Source organism: Arcicella sp. BE140, from assembly GCF_031456255.1.
Classification (GTDB): Bacteria; Bacteroidota; Bacteroidia; order Cytophagales; family Spirosomataceae; genus Arcicella; species Arcicella aquatica.
The window spans coordinates 48,933-74,609 of the sequence record NZ_JAVDUE010000022.1; the positions used below are offsets into that span (position 1 = coordinate 48,933).

The 25,677-nt window shown below is 36.8% G+C and carries 24 protein-coding genes; 16 read left to right on the forward strand and 8 right to left on the reverse strand.

Translation table 11 applies throughout. From position 1 onward, the window contains the following. Positions 1–78 precede the first annotated feature (78 nt). A complete protein-coding gene (locus tag J2Y60_RS22735; RefSeq protein WP_309924005.1) occupies positions 79–873 on the reverse strand; it encodes a hypothetical protein in 795 nt (264 codons plus the stop codon). Between the two features lie 1,156 nt (positions 874–2,029). On the opposite strand from J2Y60_RS22735, the gene J2Y60_RS22740 reads away from it, so the two are divergent. The 6 genes from J2Y60_RS22740 to J2Y60_RS22765 all read left to right on the forward strand — a co-directional run bounded on the left by J2Y60_RS22740 (position 2,030) and on the right by J2Y60_RS22765 (position 7,601). Beyond that, entirely contained in the window at positions 2,030–2,770 is a 741-nt protein-coding gene (locus J2Y60_RS22740) for a helix-turn-helix domain-containing protein (protein WP_309924003.1), read from the forward strand. A gap of 378 nt (positions 2,771–3,148) precedes the next feature. Then, positions 3,149–3,484, forward strand: coding sequence for a potassium transporter KefB (locus tag J2Y60_RS22745; protein WP_309924001.1), 336 nt, complete (start codon positions 3,149–3,151; stop codon positions 3,482–3,484). A gap of 376 nt (positions 3,485–3,860) precedes the next feature. Continuing rightward, positions 3,861–4,103, forward strand: coding sequence for a hypothetical protein (locus J2Y60_RS22750; RefSeq protein ID WP_309923999.1), 243 nt, complete (start codon positions 3,861–3,863; stop codon positions 4,101–4,103). Positions 4,104–4,626: 523 nt separating this feature from the next. After that, positions 4,627–5,610, forward strand: a complete 984-nt coding sequence (locus tag J2Y60_RS22755) for a pyruvate dehydrogenase complex E1 component subunit beta (RefSeq protein ID WP_309923996.1) — start codon at positions 4,627–4,629, stop codon at positions 5,608–5,610. Positions 5,611–5,789: 179 nt separating this feature from the next. Further along, a complete protein-coding gene (locus J2Y60_RS22760) occupies positions 5,790–6,581 on the forward strand; it encodes a hypothetical protein (RefSeq protein WP_309923993.1) in 792 nt (263 codons plus the stop codon). Positions 6,582–6,827: 246 nt separating this feature from the next. After that, a complete protein-coding gene (locus tag J2Y60_RS22765; protein WP_309923991.1) occupies positions 6,828–7,601 on the forward strand; it encodes a hypothetical protein in 774 nt (257 codons plus the stop codon). A gap of 531 nt (positions 7,602–8,132) precedes the next feature. Here the strand turns inward: J2Y60_RS22765 and J2Y60_RS22770 are convergent. After that, positions 8,133–8,393, reverse strand: a complete 261-nt coding sequence (locus tag J2Y60_RS22770; protein ID WP_309923989.1) for a hypothetical protein — start codon at positions 8,391–8,393, stop codon at positions 8,133–8,135. A 766-nt stretch (positions 8,394–9,159) separates the two neighbouring features. On the opposite strand from J2Y60_RS22770, the gene J2Y60_RS22775 reads away from it, so the two are divergent. The 3 genes from J2Y60_RS22775 to miaA all read left to right on the forward strand — a co-directional run bounded on the left by J2Y60_RS22775 (position 9,160) and on the right by miaA (position 13,272). Further along, entirely contained in the window at positions 9,160–10,371 is a 1,212-nt protein-coding gene (locus J2Y60_RS22775) for an aminotransferase class I/II-fold pyridoxal phosphate-dependent enzyme (RefSeq protein WP_309923987.1), read from the forward strand. A gap of 201 nt (positions 10,372–10,572) precedes the next feature. Next, entirely contained in the window at positions 10,573–11,661 is a 1,089-nt protein-coding gene (locus J2Y60_RS22780; RefSeq protein ID WP_309923985.1) for a complex I subunit 1 family protein, read from the forward strand. A 687-nt stretch (positions 11,662–12,348) separates the two neighbouring features. Next, on the forward strand, positions 12,349–13,272 hold the full coding sequence (gene miaA, locus J2Y60_RS22785) for a tRNA (adenosine(37)-N6)-dimethylallyltransferase MiaA (protein ID WP_309923983.1): 924 nt from the start codon (positions 12,349–12,351) through the stop codon (positions 13,270–13,272). A gap of 199 nt (positions 13,273–13,471) precedes the next feature. Here miaA and J2Y60_RS22790 read toward each other — a convergent pair whose 3' ends face one another. Beyond that, a complete protein-coding gene (locus tag J2Y60_RS22790; RefSeq protein ID WP_309923979.1) occupies positions 13,472–14,071 on the reverse strand; it encodes an N-(5'-phosphoribosyl)anthranilate isomerase in 600 nt (199 codons plus the stop codon). A gap of 1,252 nt (positions 14,072–15,323) precedes the next feature. Here J2Y60_RS22790 and mnmA point away from each other — a divergent pair. From mnmA to J2Y60_RS22805, 3 genes are all read left to right on the forward strand, one after another. Then, positions 15,324–16,460 (forward strand): tRNA 2-thiouridine(34) synthase MnmA, encoded by a 1,137-nt coding sequence (gene mnmA / locus J2Y60_RS22795; protein ID WP_309923976.1) that lies wholly within the window; start codon positions 15,324–15,326, stop codon positions 16,458–16,460. Between the two features lie 6 nt (positions 16,461–16,466). After that, the gene (locus J2Y60_RS22800) at positions 16,467–16,742 is read left to right on the forward strand and encodes a metalloregulator ArsR/SmtB family transcription factor (protein ID WP_309923973.1); all 276 of its coding nucleotides are present in this window, start codon (positions 16,467–16,469) and stop codon (positions 16,740–16,742) included. Between the two features lie 63 nt (positions 16,743–16,805). After that, positions 16,806–17,882 (forward strand): alkene reductase, encoded by a 1,077-nt coding sequence (locus J2Y60_RS22805; protein WP_309923969.1) that lies wholly within the window; start codon positions 16,806–16,808, stop codon positions 17,880–17,882. 183 nt (positions 17,883–18,065) lie between these two features. Here the strand turns inward: J2Y60_RS22805 and J2Y60_RS22810 are convergent, their stop codons facing one another. Further along, on the reverse strand, positions 18,066–18,551 hold the full coding sequence (locus tag J2Y60_RS22810; protein ID WP_309923966.1) for a peptide deformylase: 486 nt from the start codon (positions 18,549–18,551) through the stop codon (positions 18,066–18,068). A 38-nt stretch (positions 18,552–18,589) separates the two neighbouring features. Between J2Y60_RS22810 and J2Y60_RS22815 the strand changes: the two genes are divergently transcribed. After that, positions 18,590–19,171: an aminotransferase class IV gene (locus J2Y60_RS22815; protein ID WP_309923963.1), complete on the forward strand. Its 582-nt coding sequence runs from the start codon at positions 18,590–18,592 to the stop codon at positions 19,169–19,171. A gap of 133 nt (positions 19,172–19,304) precedes the next feature. Continuing rightward, on the forward strand, positions 19,305–19,640 hold the full coding sequence (locus J2Y60_RS22820; protein ID WP_309923961.1) for a DUF6984 family protein: 336 nt from the start codon (positions 19,305–19,307) through the stop codon (positions 19,638–19,640). A 94-nt stretch (positions 19,641–19,734) separates the two neighbouring features. Here the strand turns inward: J2Y60_RS22820 and J2Y60_RS22825 are convergent, their stop codons facing one another. Together J2Y60_RS22825 and J2Y60_RS22830 are read right to left on the reverse strand one after the other, a co-directional pair. After that, positions 19,735–20,328 carry a porin family protein gene (locus J2Y60_RS22825; protein ID WP_309923958.1) on the reverse strand — a complete coding sequence of 198 codons (594 nt, stop codon included), beginning with the start codon at positions 20,326–20,328 and terminating at the stop codon, positions 19,735–19,737. Between the two features lie 177 nt (positions 20,329–20,505). Further along, positions 20,506–21,171 carry a hypothetical protein gene (locus J2Y60_RS22830; protein WP_309923956.1) on the reverse strand — a complete coding sequence of 222 codons (666 nt, stop codon included), beginning with the start codon at positions 21,169–21,171 and terminating at the stop codon, positions 20,506–20,508. A gap of 643 nt (positions 21,172–21,814) precedes the next feature. Between J2Y60_RS22830 and J2Y60_RS22835 the strand changes: the two genes are divergently transcribed. After that, positions 21,815–22,573 (forward strand): hypothetical protein, encoded by a 759-nt coding sequence (locus tag J2Y60_RS22835; RefSeq protein WP_309923953.1) that lies wholly within the window; start codon positions 21,815–21,817, stop codon positions 22,571–22,573. Positions 22,574–22,848: 275 nt separating this feature from the next. Here J2Y60_RS22835 and J2Y60_RS22840 read toward each other — a convergent pair whose 3' ends face one another. Further along, positions 22,849–23,442: a hypothetical protein gene (locus J2Y60_RS22840; RefSeq protein ID WP_309923952.1), complete on the reverse strand. Its 594-nt coding sequence runs from the start codon at positions 23,440–23,442 to the stop codon at positions 22,849–22,851. A gap of 192 nt (positions 23,443–23,634) precedes the next feature. Here J2Y60_RS22840 and J2Y60_RS22845 point away from each other — a divergent pair, with 192 nt between their 5' ends. Beyond that, entirely contained in the window at positions 23,635–24,339 is a 705-nt protein-coding gene (locus J2Y60_RS22845) for a hypothetical protein (RefSeq protein ID WP_309923950.1), read from the forward strand. A gap of 385 nt (positions 24,340–24,724) precedes the next feature. On the opposite strand, the gene J2Y60_RS22850 is transcribed toward J2Y60_RS22845, so the two are convergent. Beyond that, on the reverse strand, positions 24,725–25,666 hold the full coding sequence (locus J2Y60_RS22850; RefSeq protein WP_309923948.1) for a DsbA family protein: 942 nt from the start codon (positions 25,664–25,666) through the stop codon (positions 24,725–24,727). Between the last annotated feature and the right edge of the window lie 11 nt (positions 25,667–25,677).

Consider the following 25,677-nt stretch of genomic DNA (forward strand, 5'->3'; position numbering starts at 1 on the left):
TTGTTAGCTTTCTGATTTCTGATGTTAGTTAGGCTTTGATTTTAGTAATTTAATTATCTGACGACCCAAAGCCAAAAGCTAATACCTAAAATCCGACATCCGAAAGCCGATATCCGACGCCCCAAACCCAATATCCGAAAGCCTAGTCCCCTTAACCACCTCAAGGGTTTTTAGTGCCGCACTTAGGATACTCCTATTACTTTTATAAATCCTCAAGTGTTGAGCATCCTCCGCATTCACCAGCTCCAACTGCTTGATAGCATACCTCAATGCCTTCATTTTCTTTTTGATGATGCGTTTTTTGTCAGTCTTATCTTTCTCAAACACCTTCACCATCTTTTGTTTCATCGCCTCAACATTGGTAGGTTCATGCACACGCTTGCAGGTGGGACAAACAAAACTTTCAGCACCCCATTTCACCCGACTGTCGGTTAGCTTTACCAAGGCTTGTTGTTCTCCTTCCAAAGCTTTATTCAGTCTCTTTAGCTCTGTATTCCTTTGGATGATCTGTTCCTGCAAGTATGCACATTGATATGCTTGTTCTGTCAACTGGAGCTTTATTGCTGCTATATTTCTAGCACGTTGCAGGGCATCGTCTTTAACATCATTTTCTTTTTGACGATTCCCCAACGTTGCGTCATCCTCCTCACGTTTTTCATTGTCATAACGTTTAAGTACATTCATTTGCTCATCCATTGCTAATCCACTCTCCACCGCCACGCTCAATACTCCAGATGCGCTGTTCGACTCGCAGATACCTTTCCCAGACAACATAATACAGGTATCGGAGGTAGTTTTATCAGTAAAAAGGTGTGCATTTTTCCCTGAGCCATTGCTATTTTCAAGGCTTAATTCTTCTAAAATTACTTTCATTAGGACGGCGTTTAAAAATTAACGGTTTTAATTATACGAGACTTTAGTCATTGAGTGATTGAATGAATGAGTGATTTAGTGGTTAGGTTTTTTATTTTGCCCCTAGTACCTCCAGTGAGAAAAATCAACATCTCCTCGCCAGAGATACATAGGGGACTACTTTTAATATCGGTGTAAAAGAATCATTAAAAATCCCTTACTCTTAGCGGGTGACTTAAGTCCTATTGATTACCCATAAGTTTGTAAATTATTAATAATCAGATACTTATCTCTAGCGAGGGACTTAAGTCCCTCGCTAGAGATGAGGGCTTCAACGCTTGGTTTTAAAGACTATTTATGTACATTTAAACCAATTTTATCAATAACCACATTTCCATTTCTACTTTTTAAAAGATGCGGGTAATCAGTAGGACTTAAGTCACCCACTAAGAGAAAGGTTAGGTGCTGAACATTGGTTTTTCATAAACTTATATCTTTTGCCCCTAGTACCTCCAGCGAGAAAATCAACATCTCCTCGCCAGAGATACGTAGGGGGCTACTTTAGTGTCGGTATAGGCATAAAAGGTCGCATCTCTCGTTATGTTCCAGAGATGAGGCAATAATTGGTTTGTGTAAGAGATTTTCTAACACAAACCAACAGGTATTCAATAATAAGAAAAAGGTGTACTACTGGTTTTAAAATTGAGTATAGGTGATTCAACAGGTGTAAAAGATTTTCATTAAAAGGCTAAGAACCAATTCGTTTATAGACCATAGGTGTAACTATAAAAAATTAATCAACATAAAGCCCCCAAGGGGCATTTGACCTCCCATTGAAAGAGAAGAAGGCGCGTATGATATATCGACGGTCGTCGATACAGGTGAAGTAGCACGCAATGCAATATTGAGGAAACAAATTCCTTTGGGCGTATTAATGATAAAGAAAAACAAATCATAGATAATTAAAAAGATTTAGTGCTTGTTCATGCCTCTTCCATGAAGGTTTGCTCTTAAACCTCCTTTAAAAAAACTTCAACAAAACTTGTTTCTATTAAATACTTTTTCGTTACTTTGTTTATTATTAATACAAATATAGGAATAAATGTTTCAAAAAACTAATATTTTGAAACAAATTATTGAAAATTTCTGAAACATTTTTGAAACAAATTATAATTTCGTGAACATCAAGGAATTAAGAATCCAGTTTGGTTTATCCCAACAAGAGCTTGCCGAAAAAGTAGGTATTCCCAGAGGTCGTATCAATGGTTGGGAACAACGTGGCTCTAAACCCAAGGTGGATGATCATAAAAAATTGGAAGATTTTTTCATCCATCTCTCCAAACAAAAGCTTACGGATATTCAAAAAGAGGAAGCCGAAATCATTGGTAATCTTGAGGGCCTGCTTGAGTCTGAGAATGTATATAAAACAAAATCTGGCAACGAGTTTGTTGATATTGGCAATGGGAAAATTCAAATGAATATCCCCTTGGTAGAACACTATGCCTATGCGGGATACCTTACAGGCTGGGGCGATTCTGTCTTTTTAGAAGAATTACCCAAGCATTCTATCATAGTTGATAAACATTATAGGGGTATCTACAGGGCATTTCAGGTTCGGGGCGATAGCATGGATAATAATTCTAGGGATTCTATCTGTTCGGGGGATGTGGTAGTGGGCAGGAGTGTCGATAAAAAATACTGGAAGAATAAGTTTTACCTTCATAAATGGGAGGATTATGTTATTATTCACGAAGGGGGCATTCTGGTAAAACGAATCACTGACCATTGGGTAGAACAGGGTATTATTATATGTATGTCGCTGAATACGGATAAATCTACGTATCCTAACCTCGAATTGCACCTTTCTGAGGTGTATGAGATTTATAATGTAGTGGAGGTTTCCAGAAAACGAGGGTGATTATCATAGTAGGGACGTATTGCATACGTCCACGATGTACGTCCCCTATTGTTCTGCGATATGTCCGAATGCAATTCAGCCCTACGATTAATAACACAAAGTAGGGACGTATTGCATACGTCCACGATGTATGTCCCCTATTGTTCTGCGACATGGCTGAATACAATTCAGCCCTACAATTAATACCACAAAGGGACGTATTGCATACGTCCACGATGTACGTCCTCTATCGTTCTGCGACATGGCCGAATGAAATTCAGCCCTACGTTTTAGGAAATCCCATTAGAATAAATATTTTTTTCAAAAACACTTTGAAACACAAAGTACTTTATACTATCTTTGAGCAACGATTTATTACTTAACTACTTTACAATCATCATGACACAGACAAACGATTTAACAAAACCATCGATTCATCCAATTGCATTATGGAAATTAATGTCACTAGGAGCAGTAATCGCTTTAGCACTGATTATCATTTTCTTGATTCCAACACCTCCTAACCATAGCTATCCAAAATATTGGATGGTACGCCCCCTCATCATCGTCCCCTTTGCTGGAGCAATGGGTGGTTTATGTTTTTACATTTTAGATTTCCTTCGTATTCAGGGCGGTTGGAAAAAAATAGTAGCCAACGTCCTCAGCTTTTTTATTTGCTTGGTCGGACTATGGCTTGGTTTTGTCTTAGGATTAGACGGCACCCTCTGGGATTAATCCAACAGGAATTTATAACCAACATCAGCCTAAAAACCCTTAAAAAGGACATCCTTGTTATGCTAAGATAAATTAATTTTCTTCACAGGGATGAGCTAAAGGGGAAGTAAATGACGAAAAATCTAACACTTTTTACATGTACAAAATATTATTACTATTAAAACATTTTTTTTTATAGAATTACTAAAAAAAAATAGATAAACTTTTGTTATTTAATTTCTATTGTACTAATTTTGGAGAATAGGTGTAGAACTATTAATCAAATAGCTCAGACGATTTTCGTCTGAGTTATTTTCTTTTAGGGCTATCCCATATTTTTTACATCTTAATCTACTTGTTTTCGAGCATTATTTAGTTGACACCCTATTAATCTACCATGAATAAATTACCGAAGAAATACATTTTTATAGATGAAAGTGGCGACGCTGACTTTTATGGGTCGAAAAAACGCTTGTTAGTTGGTACCGAAGGTTTTCAGCCTTATTTAATAATTGGCATGATTGAGACTAGCGACAATATGCCAGAACTTAGTATTATTGATTATATGATTTGGGCAGTTCAACGAAAGTTATTGAAAGGAGAAGCTCGCTTTTATGAAGCATTAAAGGATAAATATTAAACAATTGTAACGCTATATCCCGAAACATAAAAAAGCCAAAAAATCCATTCGCCCTCGTACCAATACTGGTAACACCCATCAGTAGATGAGATATATAAGCGATAAACTTTTTAGCTCACTTTAAAAATACAACATATTACCTCAAAATCCAACTACAGCCTCACATTCTTATCCAAAAGGCATGACAATTATGCAATAACGCAAGCGTGGCTTAGTAACATCCTATATATCCCCAAGGCTTTCATAAAACTCAACCCACCTATTTTAGGCAAGGACAAAGAAAAACTCATAAACTCAAAACTCACAAACTCAAAACTCTAAACTCATAAACTCTAAACTCATAAACTCAAAACTCATCACTCCTATATAGGACTAAAACGATAAAAAAATCATTTCAAACAATTTAAGTCATAATTTAGGCATTTCGCCGTTGGCAGTCTGAGGTTTGTTATCTAATTTTACGCAGATTTTGAAGACAGAATCGTTTCAACGATTCTCAACCTCACAACGATAAAAATAACCAATGAGAGAAATACAATTCAGAGAGGCACTTCGTGAAGCATTAAACGAAGAAATGCGTAGAGACCAGTCGGTGTTTTTGATGGGCGAAGAAGTAGCCGAATACAATGGTGCTTATAAAGTATCACAGGGAATGTTGGATGAATTTGGTCCAGACCGTGTGATTGACACACCTATCGCAGAATTAGGTTTTGCAGGTATCGCTGTTGGTGCGGCCGCTAATGGGTTGCGTCCAATAGTTGAGTTTATGACTTTTAACTTCTCGTTGGTAGCCATCGACCAAGTAATCAACTCGGCTTCCAAAATGATGTCAATGTCGGGTGGACAATACTCTTGCCCAATCGTTTTTCGTGGCCCTACTGGAAACGCTGGACAATTATCATCGCAACACTCTTCAAACTTTGAAAACTGGTTTGCCAACACTCCTGGTCTAAAAGTTGTAGTTCCTTCAAACCCTGCTGATGCAAAAGGCTTATTGAAATCTTCTATCCGTGATAACGACCCTGTTATTTTCATGGAGTCTGAATTGATGTATGGCGACAAAGGCCTTGTGCCAGATGGCGAATACCTTACACCAATCGGTAAAGCAAATATTGTAAAAGAAGGTACTGACGTAACGATTGTTACTTTCGGTAAAATGCTTTCTAGAGTAGTAATGCCAGCGGTAACTGAATTAACTAAAATGGGCATCAATGCGGAGGTTATCGATTTAAGAACTGTTAGACCGATAGATTACGAAACTGTCATTAATTCAGTTAAGAAAACAAACCGTTGTGTGGTAGTTGAAGAAGCTAACCCAATTGCAGCATTATCATCAGAAATCGCTTATAACGTTCAGCGTTGGGCATTTGATTTCATGGATGCTCCAGTTATCCGTGTGAACTCGTTAGACTTACCACTTCCGTACGCACCAACATTGTTAGAAGCTATTCTTCCAAGCGTTGCTCGTACCATCGAAGCGGTTAAATCTGTTACTTATAAGAAATAATCGATTCTGATATACCTACAGAAAAGCCTTTTGGAGTAGTTCAGAAGGCTTTTTTGTTAGTAGCCTAAAGCAGTAGCACGAGTTTCCAACTCGTAGAATAACACACGAGTTGAAAACTCGTGCTACTTACTCAAGATTTTTTACTACACAATCAATTTTAACCATCCATATCTACCATCATGTTACCACACTACAAAAAAATCACACTATTGCTTACTATTTTAGTTTTAGGAGGATGCTCTTCAAAAAAATCGGATGAGATTGAACCAACAAGTTCGTCGCTCCCTAAAAAAGTAAAAGTTGAAACTTATGGTGGCTATAATGGTAGCACCTTATACACTAATGACATAGCTTACGTTTGGAAAGGAAATATTTTAACTTCGTATACTTTAACCAGACTAGAGTCTACTACCAATAAAGAAATTGATATAACTTTTGAATTTACTAGAAATAATAAAAATCTAATTACAAGCGAAAAACTTACTTATGATGGTGGCAAAGGACAAATCACTGACTATAAGTACAATACAGATGGCACTGAAATTACGTTAGGAACTAGCAAAAAATGGATTTATAATGACAAAGGACAGGCGATAAAAATAGTTTATACTAACGAAGGCATAGATAACTATAGTATTTATAGCTATGGTTATGATAGTAATGGACAATTAACACATCTGGGGCTTCAACAAGATTCTTATGAAACCATCAATTACTTAACTGAATTTACAACAGTAAAGAACCCTCTGTATATACTGTCAGAAAAAACGCAGTTTTTACACCTATCACCCTTTCTAACAGATAACATTTTATATTGTTCTAAAATGATTCCAAAGTCGTTTAAGGATTTCAGTTATGGTATCAAAGATCTATGTATTGTAACACATAGTTTAGACGACCAGCAACGAGTTAGTACTATGACAGTAACCTACGATAACAATGTATTGAATAGGTTTACCTTTGGTTATTAATCGGGTTTAGGGACTATTCTTTTTAGCAATAGGCTTTTAAATGTTCTTCCTTTTAGGGGGTGACTTAAGTCCTATCGATTTCTTATCCCTAGCGAGGGACTTAAGTCCCTCGCTAGGGATAAGAAATTCACGTAAAATCTGTTACGTATAGTAACTAATCGTTTTTTTTTATAACTTTAAAAGCCTTTCGAAGCAATTCAAAAGGCTTCTGTTTTTTACACAATAAACTTTAATACTATTATCCCCATGCTACAACACTATACAAAAATCACATTACTCCTCCTTATTTTAATAATAGGAGGTTGCTCATCTAAAAAACCAGATGATATTACCCCCAAAGAAGCAGTAACTCTCTTGCCACAAACACTAACGATTGAGTCTTTTTACGAAAAGACTCCTACTAATCTTGCGTTCGTTTGGCAAGATACTATCATAACATCATACACTATCACAAGCATTAATGCTAATAAGCATACGGATTTTGTCAGGACGTATGATTTTACTAGAAATAGTCAGAATTTAATTCAGACCAAAAAATATACCTATCAAGGGGCTGATTATCCAGATGGAAGCAGTACTTATGAATATCATTATAATGAAGATGGAACAGAGATGTCTTTACCTGATCATCAAACATGGCTTTATAATAGCAACAGACAGTTGATTAAATATTATTCTGGCAACCCCAACACTTCCTTTTATAGCTACGACTATGATAATAGTGGACAGTTGACGCGGTTCCGTAACAAAGATGGTAGTCGAGACATTACTTATAGTATGAGTTCATTTACGTCTGTTGTGAATCCGTTGTATTTATTGGCTGAGAAAACTCAATTTCTAGCCTTAGGTTATCCTAACGAAATCGTTACGTTGTTTTGTTCTAAAATGATTCCGAGGTCATTTATTTTTAGTGGCATACCGAACTACGTAGATTACAGCTTAGACGACCAGCAACGAGTGAACACTATTACAGTAACCTACAATGGTAATGTATTGAATAAATTTACGTTTGGGTATTAGTAGCACGAGTTTCCAACTCGTAAATAACACACGAGTTGAAAACTCGTGCTACGGCTTGAAAAAAAATGGTCGGTATTCTTATTTGAAATGACCTATTCTCAAAAAAATAACAGGTTTCGAGCTTGTAATGTTATGCTTGACTTTCTCTTGTCGGGGTTTGTTGATAGTAGTGTGTCGTTGTTTTCTACTGCTAAACTATATACAAGAAGCAATAAGACACAAACCAAAGTATTTGAACTGTGTATTTATTGATGTAAAATGCAGTTTTATGTATGCAAAATTAATAAGCAGAATTGCTGTGTGTAGGAATAAAGTTTCGAGATATTGCGAGATTCTTCGAGAATCTCGCAATATCTCGAAACTTTTCATTCTTCGACTGTTCATGTAGCACGAGTTTTCAACTCGTAAAATAATACACGAGTTGAAAACTCGTGCTACATGAACAGTAATACAAAAAAATTGCCCGTGGTTCTCACAGGCAATTCATAAAGCGTTATAATCTTTTGAGAAGTGTTGTACATAAATACTCGCCTAGTCAATATCTCGTTGACGACCTTTTCCTGCGGAATAGATTTTTTTGATGAGGTATTCCGTATTTACCTCGGCTTCCCAGCTCCCGAACGATTTGTGGTATGCTTGCTCGACTTCGTCCTGATGCTCCTTCGTTTCTTTGGGCTTCTTTTCAGAAGAAATCGTTATCGTAAGTTCCTCTTCATTTTTGAAGAGGTCTTTAATAGTTTTCAGTAAACTATCATTTATTTCGGTAGGTTTGATATAGTATGTTGCATGCATAATTTTAATACTTTTTCCTATTTTTATTATTACTATTTTAGATTCACGCTACGTAAGAATTGACGGTAATTTTATAAATGCTGAGATTGGATAAAGTATCGAATAAGCTATACTATTTTATCACAAATATATCATTTGTATGAAATTTTCAAATAAAAAATTGAAAAATTTACATATTTTAAAGCCTATAAAATGATTTTATTGCAGAAATACAGTTAGTTATAGAAATTCTCAATACAACGTAAGGAGATATAGTAAATGTCCATAATGTATATCTCCTATAGTTACCTATAACGGCTGAATGTAATATGTCCGCGATGTACGTCCCCTATTGTTATCTACAACGGCTGAATGCAATTCAGCCCTACTGGGAATCGGGTATGACCGCGATGTTCGTCCCCTATCCTTACCTGCAATGGCCGAATGAAATTCAGCCCTACTGGGAATCTGGTATGTCCACGATGTACGTCCCCTATCGTTACCTACAACGGCTGAATGAAATTCAGCCCTATTGATATGGGCATGTGTCCATGATGCATGTCCCCTATCGCTATCTACATGGCTGAATGAAATTCAGCCCTACAGGTGGAATAAACGTAATTAATTACCTATTTATAAAATTCATCATCCATCTAACACTTAACTAGCCTACTAAATCTATGATTTAGTAGCTTTTTTGTTTTATCTTTACGGCTATTATTAGCTTCTGACGATTACAGTGAAGCCACTAATCATTCCATGTTGAAATTATTTTACGGAGGACACGATGAAAAAACAGACAAAAGCCATCAGAATTCAAGCAGAACGTTCACAAAACCGTGAGCACTCTGTTCCACTATATCTTACTTCAAGCTTTACTTTTGAAGATGCTGAACAAGGACGTGCCATTTTCGCAGATGAAATGGAAGGCAATATCTATTCTCGCTATATGAACCCGAACGTAGATGAGTTCGTAGAGAAAATGTGTATGCTTGAAAACACCGAGGACGGTATCGCTTTTGCTACGGGTATGGCTGCCAACTTTGCTGCTATGGCGGGTTTATTAAAATCTGGCGACCACGTGGTGGCTTCAAAAGCCCTTTTTGGTTCATGTATCCAGATTCTAAGTAAAATCCTTCCTAAATGGGGTATCACTACTACTTTTGTGGATGGACACGACCTACAGGCTTGGGAGGCTGCTATTCAGGATAATACTAAATTCTTATTCTGCGAAAGTCCATCAAACCCGGGCTTGGATTTAATCGACCTTGAGGCGATTTGTCAGCTAAAAGCAAAACATAACCTGATTTTGGCTGTAGATAACTGCTTTGCAACACCAGTGATTCAAACGCCAGCCGACTGGGGTGCTGATTTGGTGATTCACTCGGCTACAAAATATATCGACGGGCAAGGTCGTGTGTTGGGTGGTGTAATATGTGGTAGAGAGTCGTTGATTAATGAAATCCGTTTCTTTGCTCGCCATACAGGGCCTTCGATGTCGCCTTTCAATGCATGGATTTTATCTAAAAGCCTTGAAACCATCCATTTACGCATAGAAAAACATTCAGACAATGCTTTGAAACTAGCACAAGCATTAGAGAAAAACCCTGCGTTGAATGCTGTAAAATATCCATTCCTTAGCTCACATCCGCAGTTTGATTTAGCTAAAAAGCAAATGAGAATGGGTGGCGCTATCTTGACGATTGACATCAAAGGTGGTTTTGAAATGGTAAACGAGGTATCAAAACATATCAAAATTGCGTCTATTTCACCAAACTTAGGCGATACTAGAACTATCATTACACACCCTGCTTCAACAACTCACTCTAAACTAAGCCCTGAGCAAAGAGCCGAAGTAGGTATCACCGACGGCTTGGTAAGAATAGCAGTAGGCCTAGAAGCCGTGGAAGATTTGATAGAAGATTTTGAACAAGCATTAGAAAAAGCAACGCAGCTTCAACTTCAAGAAGAGGAAGAAGAAACAGCTGTGGCAGAATAGTCTTTTTAAAAATATCGTTTACCAAGCCATGCTTTTACTGAAAGCAGGATTATTATGTGCTAACCCTTTCTATTAGCGGGTGACTTAAGTCACCCGCTAATAGAAAATAAATTTTATTCCTAGCGAGGGACTTAAGTCCCTCGCTAGGAATATAGGGTACAAATCAGTAAAAATGACTTGGCGAAAGAGTCTCCTACAACAATGTATATAGCCTTACTTATTTGTCTGAGTTTAGTATTAGCCAATGTCGTAATTGGTGTATATGCCGAACGTAAAGTTTCTGCTTTTATGCAAGACCGCCTCGGTCCTATGGAAGTAGGGAAGTATGGTTTGCTCCAAGTAATAGCCGACTTGGTTAAATTACTTCAAAAAGAGGACATCGTTCCTGCCTTGGCCAATAGAAAACTCTTCTTGGTTGCCCCATGTATTATTTTCGTGGCTATTTTCGCGGGCTTCGCCGTGTTGCCTTTGGGCCCTAGCGAATACCTTCAAGGTTCGCAAGCGGAGGTCGGGCTGTTTTATTTATTAGCAGTAATTTCTATCGACATCATCGGTATCTTGATGGCGGGCTGGGCTTCTAACAATAAGTATTCTTTGTTTGGAGCGATGCGCTCGGTAGCACAGATTGTTTCTTATGAAGTACCTTTGGGACTAACCGTAATTTGTGTAGCGATGATTTCTCAAAGTCTTAATTTACAGGAAATTAGCTTACAACAAGGGATTTATACTGAAGAAACCAATTATTTATTTGGCTTGAAGTTTCTAGCTATTGATGTTTCAAAAGTAGGGGGATTTCTTTCATGGAATATCGTTCGTGTTCCGTTTTTCTTTCCTATTTATGTCATCTTTTTTATTGCTACGTTGGCGGAATGTAACCGTGCTCCTTTTGATTTGCCCGAGGCAGAATCTGAATTGGTAGGTGGCTTTCATACAGAATATTCGGGGATGCGTTGGGCTTTGGTATTTTTGTCGGAATACGGCATGATGTTACTGGTAAGTATCCTTGGGGCGATATTATTTTGGGGTAGCTGGAATACGCCTTTCCCTAATATTGGCTTTTTAAGATTAGCTGACTGGACTTCTGGCGAGCCTAATACTTGGGCTGGTGCGTTGTGGGGTTTTTTCTGGCTGATTGCTAAATCGTATATAGGGGTATTTATTCAAATGTGGATTCGTTGGACTTTCCCTCGTTTACGTGTTGACCAATTGATGTATCTTACTTGGAAAGTCCTCACTCCTTTCGCTATTCTAGGCATTTTTCTGTCGGCTATTTGGCGGTTGTTGATGTGAATTAGTTGTGATTGGGTGAGTTAGTGAGTTGTGAGTTAGTGAGTGAGTTTTTATGCAGTCGCTCGTTTCTAACGAGTGACGAGTATTCGCTGAAGCCCTCTGGGCGAATGTTCATAAGGAAGAAACTATAAATCTACCAATTATTATAGCTACATTTTTTATCGGATTTGAAATCCTTTTTATCTATATTTCGAGATGTCTTTCAGAACATTTCGAAGAGCAAAAATCTGTTAATTTAGCCTTTAAAACCAAGCGTTGAAGCCCTCATCACTAGCGAGGGACTTAAGTCCTACTGATTACCCACATCTTTTAAAAAGTTGAAATGGAAATGTTATTATTGATTAAATTAGCTTAAATGTACATAAATAGTCTTTAAAACCAATCGTTGAAGCCCTTATCACTAGCGAGGGACTTAAGTCCCTCGCTAGTGATAAGTATCTTATTATTAATGGCTTTTTCGGCTGGAAGCCTTATAATAGTCGTCACTCGTTAGAAACGAGCGACTGCGTAAAAATTATTATCCTCAAAAACCTTTCCTATTAGCGGGTGACTTAAGTCACCCGCTAATAGGAAAGGTTAGGACTTAAAATACCGACAACCGATAGCTTAATGCTTACAGCCTTTAAACATAATCACTCATTCACAATTCACTAATTCACAACTCACTCAATCACTAACTCACAACTAATGTCCCCATTAATCGTCATACTCGGTCCAACTGCTAGTGGGAAAACGCATTTGGCTGTACAGCTCGCTCATGTTATTGATGGGGAAATTATCAGTGCGGATTCTCGGCAGGTATATCGAGGAATGGATATTGGTACGGGTAAAGATTTGGACGAATTTGAGATGCAAGGGAAAAAAATTCCACATCACCTTATCGATATTATCGATGCGGGCGAAAGCTATCATATTTATCAATTTCAACAAGATTTTCAGCAAGCCTACAACGATATTTTGCAGCGAGGCAAAACACCGATTCTGTGCGGAGGCTCGGGGATGTATTTAGAGGCCGTACTGAAAGGCTATGAATTTACGGCGATTCCGATAGACTTGCCCGCTAGAGAAAAATTACTGGAAAAGTCTACAGAAGAGCTACTTAGCATTTTTGAAGAGCATAAAAGTATCTATTCAGAGAAGTCGGATACTTCAACAAAAAAGCGATTAATCAGGGCTATCGAGATTAACCTGTTCCTAAAAAACAACCCTGATTTTAAAATTACGCCCCAAAATGTTCCCCAAGCCATTATTTTTGGCATCAATCCAAGCGTAGAACTCCGACGCGAACGCATTACCAAACGCCTAACAGACCGTTTAGCAAACGGCATGATAGAAGAAGTACAAACACTATTAGCCAAGGGAATCCCAGCCGAAAAACTGATTTTTTATGGACTGGAATACAAGTTTATCACCCAATATCTCAATAACGAAATAGACTATCAAACCATGTTTGAGAAGCTAAACGTAGCCATCCATCAGTTCGCAAAACGACAGATGACCTACTTTAGAAAGATGGAAAATAACGGCTTAATAATCAACTGGTTAAGTCCAGAACTACCGTTTAATAAAATTATAGAAACAATTTTAAGGGAAATTGCTGATTTTCAATAGTTTTCATCTATTTTTACTCGAAATCTAAATCTAAGGCATAGTTTTTTTACGTATTTAATGTAAGAAAATAAACCTGAACTTAACATCAAATATCTACCGTTATGGCACTAGCAATTCTATCATTCATGTTATTGGGTATGGGAGTATACCTTTCTTTCAAAGTAAGTACACATAGAGATGACAAATATCCTATGAATAACTAATCATCCGTTTCAAGTAGCTCAAGAATATTCATTAGTTCGTCGAAATCTCCAAAACCTGGTCGGATTTCGTCATTACCTTTTAGGGCAAATCCCTTCAATTGGGTTTGTTCTAAAAGGTCATTTATGTTTGATTCCTTTACGCCAAAACCTAACAGTATTGGGTACTGAAACGACCATGCGTCAATCTGACTCAGGGTGGCATCGTCTATTACGCCAAACTCATCCGAACTTTCCAATAAAAAGTATTCAACCATTCCTTTGGTTGTCTGAAACAACGCAGGAAGGTTTGCTGTAGCAAAATCTACTTTCAGGATGATAGGCAAGTTTATTCTTTGAATCTCTGCTAAGTTTTCCCAAGCACTTACTTGTAAATAATCAGGCTGAAAGGTTTCTGCCAATTCGGTGATTTTAGCTACGTCGTTAGTATCGGTTTCACCCACTACTTGTACGCCCGCTAACCAGCCACGCATTTCTTTATATTTCTCAAAGTCGAGTTTATCCATCGAAAAACCCAACAGGTCTACTCCCATTCCTGCACAATAGCGTGCGTCAGAGAGGTTATTTAACATTGATACTTTTACGGTTGTTTTAAGCATAATTTTTATATGGCTTTTATTATTGCTGTCGGCTTTTGGTCGTCGGCTTTCAGTTATCTGCTTTGGGCATTTGGATTTGAATAACCCGTGTTCTGTGGCACACAGAACACAAAAAAATATTCATATCGATGATTTTATCATTCAAAATTGGCAAGTATGGTGTTCTGTGTGCCACAGACCACGGGTTATGTTCCTTATTGTAGCTTTTCCCTTACCGCTTTTCTAGTGTTACTCCCTAGCGAGGGACTTAAGTCCCTCGCTAGGGAGTAGGGGTTTATTCTTTTTGTCTTTGTAGGTATTACAGGGTCGCTTAGACCATTAAGGGCGAAAAAAATCATTTTCTATTAGCGGGTGACTTAAGTCCTACTGATTACCCACATCTTTTAAAAATTAAAAATGAAGATGTGATTATTGACAAAATGGGCTTAAATCGCCTCTCAAACCTCACCCCCAACCCCTCTCCTTCAGAGAGGGGAGCTTTAAGACCCAGAGTCTGCTCCCCTTCTCTGAAGGAGAAGGGGCTGGGGGATGAGGTTATTACAAGTTGATTATCAGTCAATTATCAACTTGTGAGTAATCAGTAGGACTTAAGTCACCCGCTAATAGAAAGGACTAGACCTTAATAATACTGCTTCAATAAGAAGAATATCTAAAATAAAAAACAAACCCGTTTTGAGTTTGTCCTAAAAACTACTTTTTGCAGCATACAATATCTTTTCAGCATATCTGGTGGGGCAAAATTACATGTTAGTATATGGATAAACAATAATTTGCTTTCAAAAATAAGTAACATTACAATTTACCTTACCAAACGGACTTATGCCATAAGTCCCTACTTTTATAATTCAATCGCATATAAATGTAGGGCTGAATGGCATTCAGCCTATCGCACAATGACGGCTAGAAGCCTTTTAATAGTCGTCACTCGCTTGAAGCGAGCGACTGCGTAAATAAATCGCAAACGGACGGCTCACAATTCACTAACTCACTCAATCACTCATTCACAATTTCTCTCCCGAACCAAAAAATCAGAAATGATGTTGAATATTATTGTAAATTTGTGACATAGTAATTAGTGATTGGTTAATAGTGATTAGCATTTTTCAGCCTTTGTTGGTGTTTTTACTGGGTCGCCTAGACCAACAAGGACGAAGAACCTATTTTAGGCAAGCACAACTAATCACTAATTAAATTACCAATCACTTAAAAAAATAAACCCTTAAAACGTCAGGCCTTGAACCTGAGCAGTGCAATGAGCAAACACGGAAGAATTTTGGTCGCCATGAGTGGCGGTATCGACAGTTCAGTAGCAGCAGTAATGCTACATGAAGAAGGCTACGAAGTAGTTGGAATGACGATGAAAACTTGGGATTACGCCTCGTCGGGCGGCACCAAAAAGGAAACAGGTTGCTGTTCTCTTGACTCTATCAACGATGCCCGCAACGTGGCGGTATCACTCGGTTTTCCACATTATATTTTAGATATCCGTAATGAATTTGGCGATGCCGTCATTGATTACTTTACGGGCGAATACATCGAAGGGCGTACACCCAACCCATGCGTAATGTGTAATACCCACATCAAATGGGATGCACTTTTGCGTAGGGCCGACAAATTAGATTGCGAATTTATCGCTACTGGTCACTATGCTAATATCCGTGAAGAAAACGGCAGACATATTATTTCAAAAGGAGCTGATACTTGGAAAGACCAAAGCTATGTACTTTGGGGCGTTTCGCAAGAAAGTCTGGCACGTACAAAATTGCCTTTAGGACACCTCACGAAAGCACGCATCAGAGAAATGGCTACTGAAAGAGGATTCATGGATTTGGTGAATAAATCTGAAAGCTACGAAATCTGTTTTGTGCCTGACAACGACTACCGTGGTTTTATCAAAAGAAGAGTAGAAGGACTAGAAGAAAGGGTAAAAGGCGGTAACTTTTTGGATACCGACGGCAAAATATTGGGCAAACATGAAGGCTACCCGTTTTATACCATCGGTCAACGCAAAGGCTTGGGCATTGCCTTGGGCTATCCAGCTTTTGTAACCGAAATCAGAAAAGAAACCAACGAAGTAGTGTTGGGGCGTGATAAAGATTTGGAAAGAGACGGCATGGTAGTAGGGCAATTGAACTTATCAAAATATGCCTCAATCGATAATCCGATTGAAACCATCACCAAAGTACGCTACAAAGATGCTGGTACGCCCGCTACTATTTGGCAAGAAGGCAACAAAATAAAGGCTCATTTTCATGATGCTGTTTCGGGGATTGCTCCTGGGCAAGCAGCGGTTTTTTATGAAGGAGACGACGTAGTAGGTGGCGGTTGGATCATGAAATCGTTCAAACAAGATGCTACTTCAGGTATTTTTATGGCTGAAGTAAACTAATAAAATATGCAGGAGACCACTCAATTTATTGAAAAAAGCACCAGTGCAATCGCTGATAGTTATCGGCTAAAAATCCTGTTGGAGTTATCCCAAAAAGGAGAAATGTGTTGTCGTGATGTTCAAGAATTGATTGGTCTCTCTCAATCTACCTGTTCACACCATATCGCCCTATTGATTGAAAGCGAATTGGTGGAATCTAAAAAAGAGGGGAAATTCCATAAAATTTCCTTGAACCGCGAGAATTTCAAAAAACTTTCAGCCTTTTTTCAGGAACTTTCTTAGGTGTTTTTGGTTTGTTAACGTATCGAAAAGATTCGATATATTAGCAATCTAAAAAAAACAACTATGAGTTATCAATTATTCTCTTCTGCCAAACTTGGCAACATTGAATTAGCCAATCATATCGTAATGGCACCCATGACTCGCTCTAGAGCTATCGGCAACATTCCTACTAAATCAGTGGTTACTTATTATGCACAGCGTGCGTCAGCAGGATTAATCATTACAGAAGGTACTTCGCCGTCGCCTAATGGCTTGGGGTATGCCCGTATTCCAGGGATTTTTTCGGCCGAGCAAATCGCAGGTTGGAAAGAAGTAACCAGTGCGGTGCATGAAAAAGGTGGAAAAATATTTATTCAATTGATGCACTGTGGTCGTATAGCACACCCTGCGAATATGCCTGAGGGAGCAACCATCGTAGCACCATCGGCAGTAGCGGCTGCTGGGCAGATGTGGACAGACACAGAGGGAATGCAACCACAACCGACGCCTTTGGCACTGACGATTGATGGTATCAAATTGACCATTTTGGAATATGTTCAAGCAGCTAAAAATGCTATTGAAGCAGGTTTTGATGGCGTAGAACTTCACGGAGCAAACGGTTATTTGATTGACCAGTTTATCAATACAAAGTCTAATCTTCGTACAGATGAGTATGGTGGTGATATTGCAGGTCGCGCTAAGTTTTTATTAGAAATAGCGGCTCAAACGGTGGAGGCTATCGGTAAAGAAAAAGTGGGCGTGCGTCTTTCGCCTTATGGTGCATTTAATGATGTGGCTATTTTTGACACTATCGATACTGATTATCAATACATTGCCGAAAAATTAAACGAAGTTGGCGTAGTGTATACTCACTTGGTTGACCATTCGTCAATGGGTGCGCCAGCAGTTTCTAAAACGGTGGTGGATAATATTCGTAAGGCATTCAAAGGCACGCTTATTTTGTCAGGCGGATATGATGTTGCTCGTGCGGAGGCAGATTTGGAGTCGGGCATAGCAGATTTAATTGCGATTGGTCGTCCATTTATTGCTAATCCTGATTTGGTAGAGCGTTTAAAACAAGGTGCTGAACTAGCAACGCCTAATCCTGATTTGTTCTATTCGGCTGGGGATGAAGGGTTTATTGATTATTCTGCACTTTAAGAGTACAGTTTTTTTTACCCGCAGATTTTCAGAGATTTTACCGCAGATTTACGCTGACAAATAATATCAGCGCAAATCTGCGGTATAAATCAGCAAAATCTGCGGGTAAAACAATACTATATGCGGAAATATGAGCAAAATACTCTACTTACGTATAAAATAATCTACATTCAAACCTCATTATCAGCTTCGCCACTTAAAAGCCTTGTCATCTACAGCCCTCATGGTACATAAAACGCCATTCAGATGGTCGTATTCATGTTGTAAAAGTTCAGAGAGGGCATCTTCCATGTGCCAAGTCTGCAATTGCCAATTTTCGTTTAAATAATTTATCGTTAGCGACTTATGCCTTTTTACCTTTACCAACAGGTTGGGGAAACTCATGCAATCGTCCCAAAGTTCAAACATCTCTTCACTGACATTCTCAAAAACAGGATTGATAAATACCACGGGCTTATCGATGTTCATATAAATCAGGCGTTTCATAATACCCAATTGTGGCGCAGCGATAGCCCGACCAAAATGGTATTTTGTCCTGATTTCCTCCATCACATTATGCATATCGGCTACCCATTCTTTCACAAGCGGTAGCTCGTCATGGGTGATGGGCTTTGATATTTCGTACAAACGTGGGTCACCGAGTAATAATAAATCATTCAGATGTTTCATATCTTTGAGGTTGATTGACGAACAGATGTTTACAAGCTATGCAATTATTAGAAACGATACAAATCAAAGACGGGAAATTTCAGCATATAGCCTATCATAATCAGCGATTTAATGCTTCTCGCAAGGCATTATTCCATGTAGATACAGCAGTAAAGCTAGAAGACATCATCCAGATTCCAGCAGATTATCTCACTGGCACCGTGCGTTGTAGGGTATTGTATGAAGAAAATATTCAGGAAATCACTTTTGCTCCTTATATTTTTAAAGATATTAGGCATTTGCAAGTGGTAGATGTGCCAACGATAGACTATTCTCATAAATACGCCAATCGACAGGTTTTTACCGATTTGCTACAACAATATCCAGATGCGGACGAAGTAATCATTGTGCAAAATGGACTGATAACCGACTGTACGATAGCCTGTTTAGCTTTTTATGACGGCACGGAATGGTTCGTCCCTGCCACTCCCCTATTAAAAGGCACTCGCCGACAGCAATTATTGGATAAAGGATTGGTAAAAGAAAGAATCATCAAAACTACCGACCTAAGTACTTTTCAGAAAGTATGTTTAATAAATACCTTCAGGGATTTAGATTTAAGCGTAGCAGTAAATTTATAGGTATCAGTAGCACGAGTTTCCAACTCGTGAGTAAATAATATACGAGTTGAAAACTCTTACTACAGAAGTCTCTGACTTCGTGGTACGGATAAATAACAATCTCTGATTGTTGTAAACACATATACACAGTTTTATGAATATCAGGAAAGCCTTACCTAAAGAAGAAAAGCTTTTAGCACATTTGATTTCAAAAGCCTCTGTAACTATTTCTGATGATTGGGAAGAAAAGTTGTTAGTATCACCCATGAATGATGGAGGAATGGGAAGCCTTACCTTATACCCTGAAGGAATAATACCAGAAGAACGTCAGTTTGGATGGCAAATTAGTGAATATTTATTCTTAGACGAAGATGGTACAACTGTGATAGCTTCTTTGAATGTAGATAAACAAGGAAGATTATTCGAACTTGATATTTGGAAAACGGACTATTCTCCATTGATTAGTTTGCCTTCTAATTATTTTTCATAATTCACTGGCTTTCCAATGCTTGGGAGAATGTAATACTCCGTCAGTGCCTAAGCTTGGCGTAGTATTACACTCAATGTCATTACGTACTGAAAAATTACTTGCTTTTGAAAAACTTGGTAACTGAGATTCCAATTACTTTATTTTTAAATGCTGCTGTGTTACTGTCAATAATATTTCCAAAACCCAAAGAATAATTAGCACTTAAAACCAAACCCTCAAAGACTTCATAGCCCGCAGTTAAATTTAAACCGTAATCTAGTCTTTTAAATCCGCCATCTTCGAATGTCATTTCAGATGATTTTCCATTAGAGACAATTGTTCCAGTGAAGCCATAACCTACATAAGGACCAACGCCTACGAAAGAGTAGTATGTTGGTTCATATAAAAAATTAAAAGGCACTTCTAAGTAATCTATTGTAGTTTTAATATTGTTTCCACTATCTTCAGTAATCCCTCCTTTTTGTGACCAAAGTACATCGTTTCGCAATATGAACCTGTCAGAGAGTCTTGTTTCAAATGTAACTCCAATATTAGCACCTGTAATTGAATTCATCGTAGAAGAAACTCCTCCCGAAGAAAATGTAAGGTTGGCGAAGTTAGCACCAGCTTTTATGCCGAAACGACTTTGAGCATTAGTGGTAAAAGAAAAGGCTATATAGCTTAAAATGAGGAAAATTATTTTTTTCATTAGAGTTTATATTTAGTTTTCGCCCTCGTTAGAATTATCACTAACAAAGGCGAAAAATATCTGTAATTACAAAGTATGTATAGTTTGAAACTGCATATTTTTTAGGGTTTAAGTCAAAAAAATAAAGACTAGCTTGTTGTGGTCTGATTTTTCATGTTGCAAAATCTCTCTCTTTTCTTATTTACCTCCCAATCGAGTATTGAAGTCACTTATTATATTCTGATACTTTCTTAATATCCTATCCCATTCTCTAAATTGTTCATCTGCTTTGACACTTGTCCCAGCAATACCAGAATACTCGCTAACGAGTTTTACCTTGAAGGTCAGAGGGCTAGAATTGGCTAATTTAATAATTAATCTTGTTCTAATAGTATTCTGTTCAAACGATTGAATACTCCATGCTGTCCGTAAATAAGAAGTTTCTTTATCACTAACTTCTATAGCGTCAAAGTAATCCGTCACAATTTGTGTCGTAAGTTTCCAGCTTTCTGAAGTATTAAATTTATCATTTACAATAACTGAAAAGTCGACGTTTGCTTGGTCTGTCTTAATTGACGCTTCTTCAGCATCATCCTTTTTCATTTCAAAAAACTGTTGTTTAGGGGGAACGGTACCTCCTCTTTTAGAACAATAAACTTGTTCGTATTTTAGAAAACCAACTTTCTGTATTTTTACATTTACGCAAGTTTCTCTTGGTATTTTTATTTTCAAAGTACCCGTACCTAAATTTTGACCATCAACAATAATTTTTGCATCAGGTTCAGAAGCACTAACAATCACAGACTGAGCATTACAAAAACTCGTTAGAAGAATTACCAACAATAAAGTTATTATCTTTTCCATTTTTTTTGTTTAAAAATCCCTACTCATTTGGCTTTTCGGTGTCGCCCCGTTTAGAAATGGTTACTGGTCTCCATCTTAATAATAGGGGAATTTATACTCTTTAGGTTTAAACCTCCAAAAATATAAAGCAGGGGGATCTCTTGGTCGTCTCATTGAATAGTCATTAAACTTACGTATAACCGCTAGACATAATGTTCTTTTAAGTTTGTGGTAGTTATATCACATGACTCTGACTTTGTTCAGTTATTTTCTAAGTCCAGTTGTGTCTAAAAATAAATATTTATTACGAAATATGCAATAAATATTTTTCCCCTACGCTTGGCATAGTGTTACACCCAATGTCGTCAACTTAAGGAAATTGTCATTTTTACAATGTAGCCCTTTACTTAATAAAGGGTTTTGTTTGCAAGCATTTTAGCCTGCTTCTATACAAAATTCTTATTTAGCTTGATAGGGATTTTGTATAATAATTTGACAGGGTTATCTTAAGTTGACGACATTGAGTCTAAGACTACGCCAAGCGAAAGCTTTGTCGTGTTTTGGCGTGAAATGTCATATTTTTTTCCTTTTAAGTATATAATTCTCCATTTATATTTGTTTGAAATATATTCTTGCAACTACTTTAAGATAAAACTAAACTTATATGGAAATAAAAGCACGCTACCCAAACCGACTATTTTTGTTAATAATTCTAGTACTCTCAATCAATTCAACGGGTATCTCACAAAATACAATTGAACCGAGTTGGGAAATAAGTCCAGAACTGGGAGTAATAACTTCTTATTACGGAAAAACTAATAGGTTATTTACGAATAAGACATTAATAAGACCAATTTTTGGGGTTGCAGTTGTCAAAAATGTTAATAAAAACTATAAAATTAAACTACAAACTGACTTTGTAACGATTGGTTATATAGATAAATATAATAATCCATTTGTAGCAAATATGCAATACCAAGATGATTTTATTCTCCCATATATTCAGACCGATTTATCTATCAATTCAAGACTCAATTTAAAAAAATTAAAATTTAGAAGTCTGTCTCTCGGAGTAGGTGTATTTTTAGGCAAGATACTTACACCCTATATAACAACGAAGAGTTTAGGAAATGATACTTGTACATGTAAAAATGGCACTATCATAAACTATAGTTCTTTTAATTGGGGATTTTTAGCGGCTGCAGATTTGAATTTACAGTCATACTTAAAATTGCCAATTTCTGTGAATGTGAAATACAACTTAGGTATTTCTGATATAAGAGATAGTAATATTTCACCTATTACAGGTATAGCATATCCAACCATAGTAACTTCAAATTCATTATCTATTCAATTAAATTATTGGTTTTCCCTAAACAAAAAGAAACATGGCAACAATACATTTATTTACTCAGAAAATTAGTTTATTTCTTTATTTAGCATTTTTCGTATCATTTGTTAGTTATGGGCAATACCCACGCTTGGCATAGTGTTATACTACATCAGTGCGTACTGCAATGTTACATTGCATTTTATATTTTTTGCAAGTGATGTATTCAGTGTACTACTAGTTACTCCAAACTGGTCGTAGCATCGGCTACGACCCCAAAGAAAACCATTAATGAATATAATACTTAAATGTAACGCTGCTATCGTCGGATTAGTAGTTTGTGAAGACACAAACTACGGCGATAGGTGTTATTTGACTTTTAAAAATTTCTCATTATCAATTTCCTTAATTTCTTCTTTTATGACATCTCTATAAATAAAGAAACATATAAGATTATCATAATTTTTATTGTAAGGAATGTTTAGTAGAAAAGAATTTATTGCTGTGTTAGGAATTAAAGTTTTAATGGCCTCACATTCATTGTATTCAAATTTATATAAAAATTCATCCTTTCTATTCACAATCTGAAAGAAGGAATTTAATCCTTTTTTAGCTCTTATAAAATTGGATTCTTTTTTTAAATTACCACAGTATTTACTAATGAATTCATCCGTATTTGCATTAGGGAAAAAATACAATCCTTCTTTATAATTTATTACATTTAAAGAATCAAAGGTTTTGTCATTAATTAAACTATTCTGTATTGGAATAAAATAAGATTTATAGTAGAAATCAATCATATGAATTGATGTATCTTTTGACGCTATTATTTCACTTTCTTTGTATTGATTGATAATGTAGCCTTTAAGACTTACATCCTCACAGGTAGAAAGTTTTTTTTGTGCATTTCCAGCAAAAAAAAAGAGAATATTCAATACGAAAATTAATTTTATAGATTTCATTTATTTCTTTTTTGTATATAATCCACGCTTGGTGTAATGTTACATTGCAAAAATACAACGCATTTTTTTATTTTTTGCAAGTGATGTATTCAGTGTACTGTTAGCCACTGCGTTCTACAAACGCCTGACACGCTGACGGAATGAAACACTACGCCAAGCAAAGGAGTTCTCTGATTTTCAAATAATAAAAAAATGCATAATAGTCTAAATATCAAAAAGATACCTTTTATTAGTATTATACTATTTATACTACTATCAATCGTTAATGTATTTGGGCAATCTACTATTTTAACGGTTGCTAAAAATTACAAAAAAGAAGACCTTTATATTTTAAATGATCATAATGAGATTCTTTTAAAGAAAATTGGTTTAAAAATTCAGCTTAAAGAAATTAATGACACCGACTATCATGTAAATATTTCTGACTCAACTAAAAAGGTAATATTGAAAGGGAAAGCACAAGGTATTTCAAAGATATTTTCAAGAGATAAATATACATGCTTTGTCTTGTACGATTTTTACAGTGAAGACGGCAATAGCATAGGGAGAATCTTTACTATTGATAATACTAGTCATAAAATCTCTATTTCTAAGCAATCATTTAAAAATGCCTGTAATCCTGTTGTCGTAAACGATAGTATATTTATTTTTGATGATTTTAATTTAAAGATTTTAAACCTGAATTATAAGGTTGCTTCTAAGATACCATTAAAGATTTATTCAAAGAATTCTGATAAAACTTTTGACTATTTAGATACTTGTGTTATTTGTGATTTAGATATTATTGGTGAAATGTTAAATATAAATTTTTCACCTAATAAGTTAAAAGTCGAGTGTAAAAATTATGCAGGTAAGTTTTATAAAAGTGGTGGTTCAATAAATATTAAGATTAATTAGTTGTAGGCTATTATTACCATTATTTTTGCCCCAAACTGGTCGTAGCATCGGCTACGACCTAAGATAGTAAAGAGCGTCACGCTCGCTTTATGAGTTAGAAATAAATATTCATATTCGAGCGTGATGCTCTTTTTTCTTTGGGGTCTTAGCGGACGCTACGACCAGTATAAGACTTTAGGATTGAAGGATGAATGTAGCACGAGTTTTCAACTCGTAAGTAAATAATACACGAGTTGAAAACTCGTACTACAGATTCGCATTTTACAAAGTATGGAGGTTGGATAAACTAGAAAGCAAGTCCATAAAAAACCAAAAATGCTTCAAACCAATGAAGGTCTGAAGCACGTATGAAGGGTACAACTATTTCAATCTTTTCATAATTAGGTTATGTCGTTGGGGTTTGGTCTTTGTTGATAGTCCAGATTGTCCCGTTCTTAATGTCTGTTCTACTGAGTTTGCCTTGTGTCGTTAGCTGTTGTAATAATTTTTCGCTGTCAGACTTCGTATTGCCACTTAATTCAGCAAATTCTCGGGTCGTCAGGCGTGGATACTTGTTAAATAAGTAGGTCCAGCTAGCATCATATTCATATTTTGTGGCTTTTGGAAATGTATTTAGTATGGCATTTTCAAAAGCTTGGTAAGGTCTGAAACCATATACTGTTTGTGTTTTTAGGTGCGAGCCATCCGCGAAAAACAACGTCGGGAAGCCCCTTACGCCTAGTTTTTGAGCCAACGCTAAATCTTCTTGAAACAAATCTTTGGCTTGGTTTTCATAATCATGTTTCAATAATTGACTATCCAAACCTACCTCGTTAGCAGCCAAGCTAAGATGTGCCCAGTTAGTGATATTTTTCTTTTCTAGAAAAACCATTTCTCTAATCCTCCGCATGAACAACACAGCCTTCGCTTCGTCCTGTAGCTGAGCGGCCTTGAAAGCTACTGAAGGCGGGAAAGATGAGTGTAGGGGGTCTTCTAGCCAGACGTCGCCGTCGATAGGCATATCATAATACTCGCTTACTTCGTCCCAGTGGTGTGCCACATCAGAGGGCTTTGCTATGCCTCCGCTGTTAAAATAATTCCAATTGGGTAGCAGTCCACCCATGCGATACTCAATTTCAATGTCCGTACCGTATTCGAGTTTAAGTTTTCGTAATTGAGGCTCTATACCCCAACACGAAGAACAAATAGGATCAGTGAAATAAATTATCTTAACAGGTTTTTTAGGTTTAGAGGTAATATCTTGATGTTCGTCGGTGATGTATGTGTTAGGCATTTCACAAATCCCTTTTTCGATGTCACACAAAAGTGGATTATTATTTTCAATCATTTCTCAGGTCA

Coding starts and splice junctions, on each gene's coding strand:
- J2Y60_RS22735 (WP_309924005.1), bottom strand. CDS start 873: ATGAAAGTAATTTTAGAAGAATTAAGCCTTGAAAATAGCAATGGCTCA.
- J2Y60_RS22745 (WP_309924001.1), top strand. CDS start 3,149: ATGACACAGACAAACGATTTAACAAAACCATCGATTCATCCAATTGCA.
- J2Y60_RS22750 (WP_309923999.1), top strand. CDS start 3,861: ATGAATAAATTACCGAAGAAATACATTTTTATAGATGAAAGTGGCGAC.
- J2Y60_RS22755 (WP_309923996.1), top strand. CDS start 4,627: ATGAGAGAAATACAATTCAGAGAGGCACTTCGTGAAGCATTAAACGAA.
- J2Y60_RS22760 (WP_309923993.1), top strand. CDS start 5,790: ATGTTACCACACTACAAAAAAATCACACTATTGCTTACTATTTTAGTT.
- J2Y60_RS22765 (WP_309923991.1), top strand. CDS start 6,828: ATGCTACAACACTATACAAAAATCACATTACTCCTCCTTATTTTAATA.
- J2Y60_RS22770 (WP_309923989.1), bottom strand. CDS start 8,393: ATGCATGCAACATACTATATCAAACCTACCGAAATAAATGATAGTTTA.
- J2Y60_RS22775 (WP_309923987.1), top strand. CDS start 9,160: ATGAAAAAACAGACAAAAGCCATCAGAATTCAAGCAGAACGTTCACAA.
- J2Y60_RS22780 (WP_309923985.1), top strand. CDS start 10,573: ATGTATATAGCCTTACTTATTTGTCTGAGTTTAGTATTAGCCAATGTC.
- miaA (WP_309923983.1), top strand. CDS start 12,349: ATGTCCCCATTAATCGTCATACTCGGTCCAACTGCTAGTGGGAAAACG.
- J2Y60_RS22790 (WP_309923979.1), bottom strand. CDS start 14,071: ATGCTTAAAACAACCGTAAAAGTATCAATGTTAAATAACCTCTCTGAC.
- mnmA (WP_309923976.1), top strand. CDS start 15,324: ATGAGCAAACACGGAAGAATTTTGGTCGCCATGAGTGGCGGTATCGAC.
- J2Y60_RS22800 (WP_309923973.1), top strand. CDS start 16,467: ATGCAGGAGACCACTCAATTTATTGAAAAAAGCACCAGTGCAATCGCT.
- J2Y60_RS22805 (WP_309923969.1), top strand. CDS start 16,806: ATGAGTTATCAATTATTCTCTTCTGCCAAACTTGGCAACATTGAATTA.
- J2Y60_RS22810 (WP_309923966.1), bottom strand. CDS start 18,551: ATGAAACATCTGAATGATTTATTATTACTCGGTGACCCACGTTTGTAC.
- J2Y60_RS22815 (WP_309923963.1), top strand. CDS start 18,590: ATGCAATTATTAGAAACGATACAAATCAAAGACGGGAAATTTCAGCAT.
- J2Y60_RS22820 (WP_309923961.1), top strand. CDS start 19,305: ATGAATATCAGGAAAGCCTTACCTAAAGAAGAAAAGCTTTTAGCACAT.
- J2Y60_RS22825 (WP_309923958.1), bottom strand. CDS start 20,328: ATGAAAAAAATAATTTTCCTCATTTTAAGCTATATAGCCTTTTCTTTT.
- J2Y60_RS22830 (WP_309923956.1), bottom strand. CDS start 21,171: ATGGAAAAGATAATAACTTTATTGTTGGTAATTCTTCTAACGAGTTTT.
- J2Y60_RS22835 (WP_309923953.1), top strand. CDS start 21,815: ATGGAAATAAAAGCACGCTACCCAAACCGACTATTTTTGTTAATAATT.
- J2Y60_RS22840 (WP_309923952.1), bottom strand. CDS start 23,442: ATGAAATCTATAAAATTAATTTTCGTATTGAATATTCTCTTTTTTTTT.
- J2Y60_RS22845 (WP_309923950.1), top strand. CDS start 23,635: ATGCATAATAGTCTAAATATCAAAAAGATACCTTTTATTAGTATTATA.
- J2Y60_RS22850 (WP_309923948.1), bottom strand. CDS start 25,666: ATGATTGAAAATAATAATCCACTTTTGTGTGACATCGAAAAAGGGATT.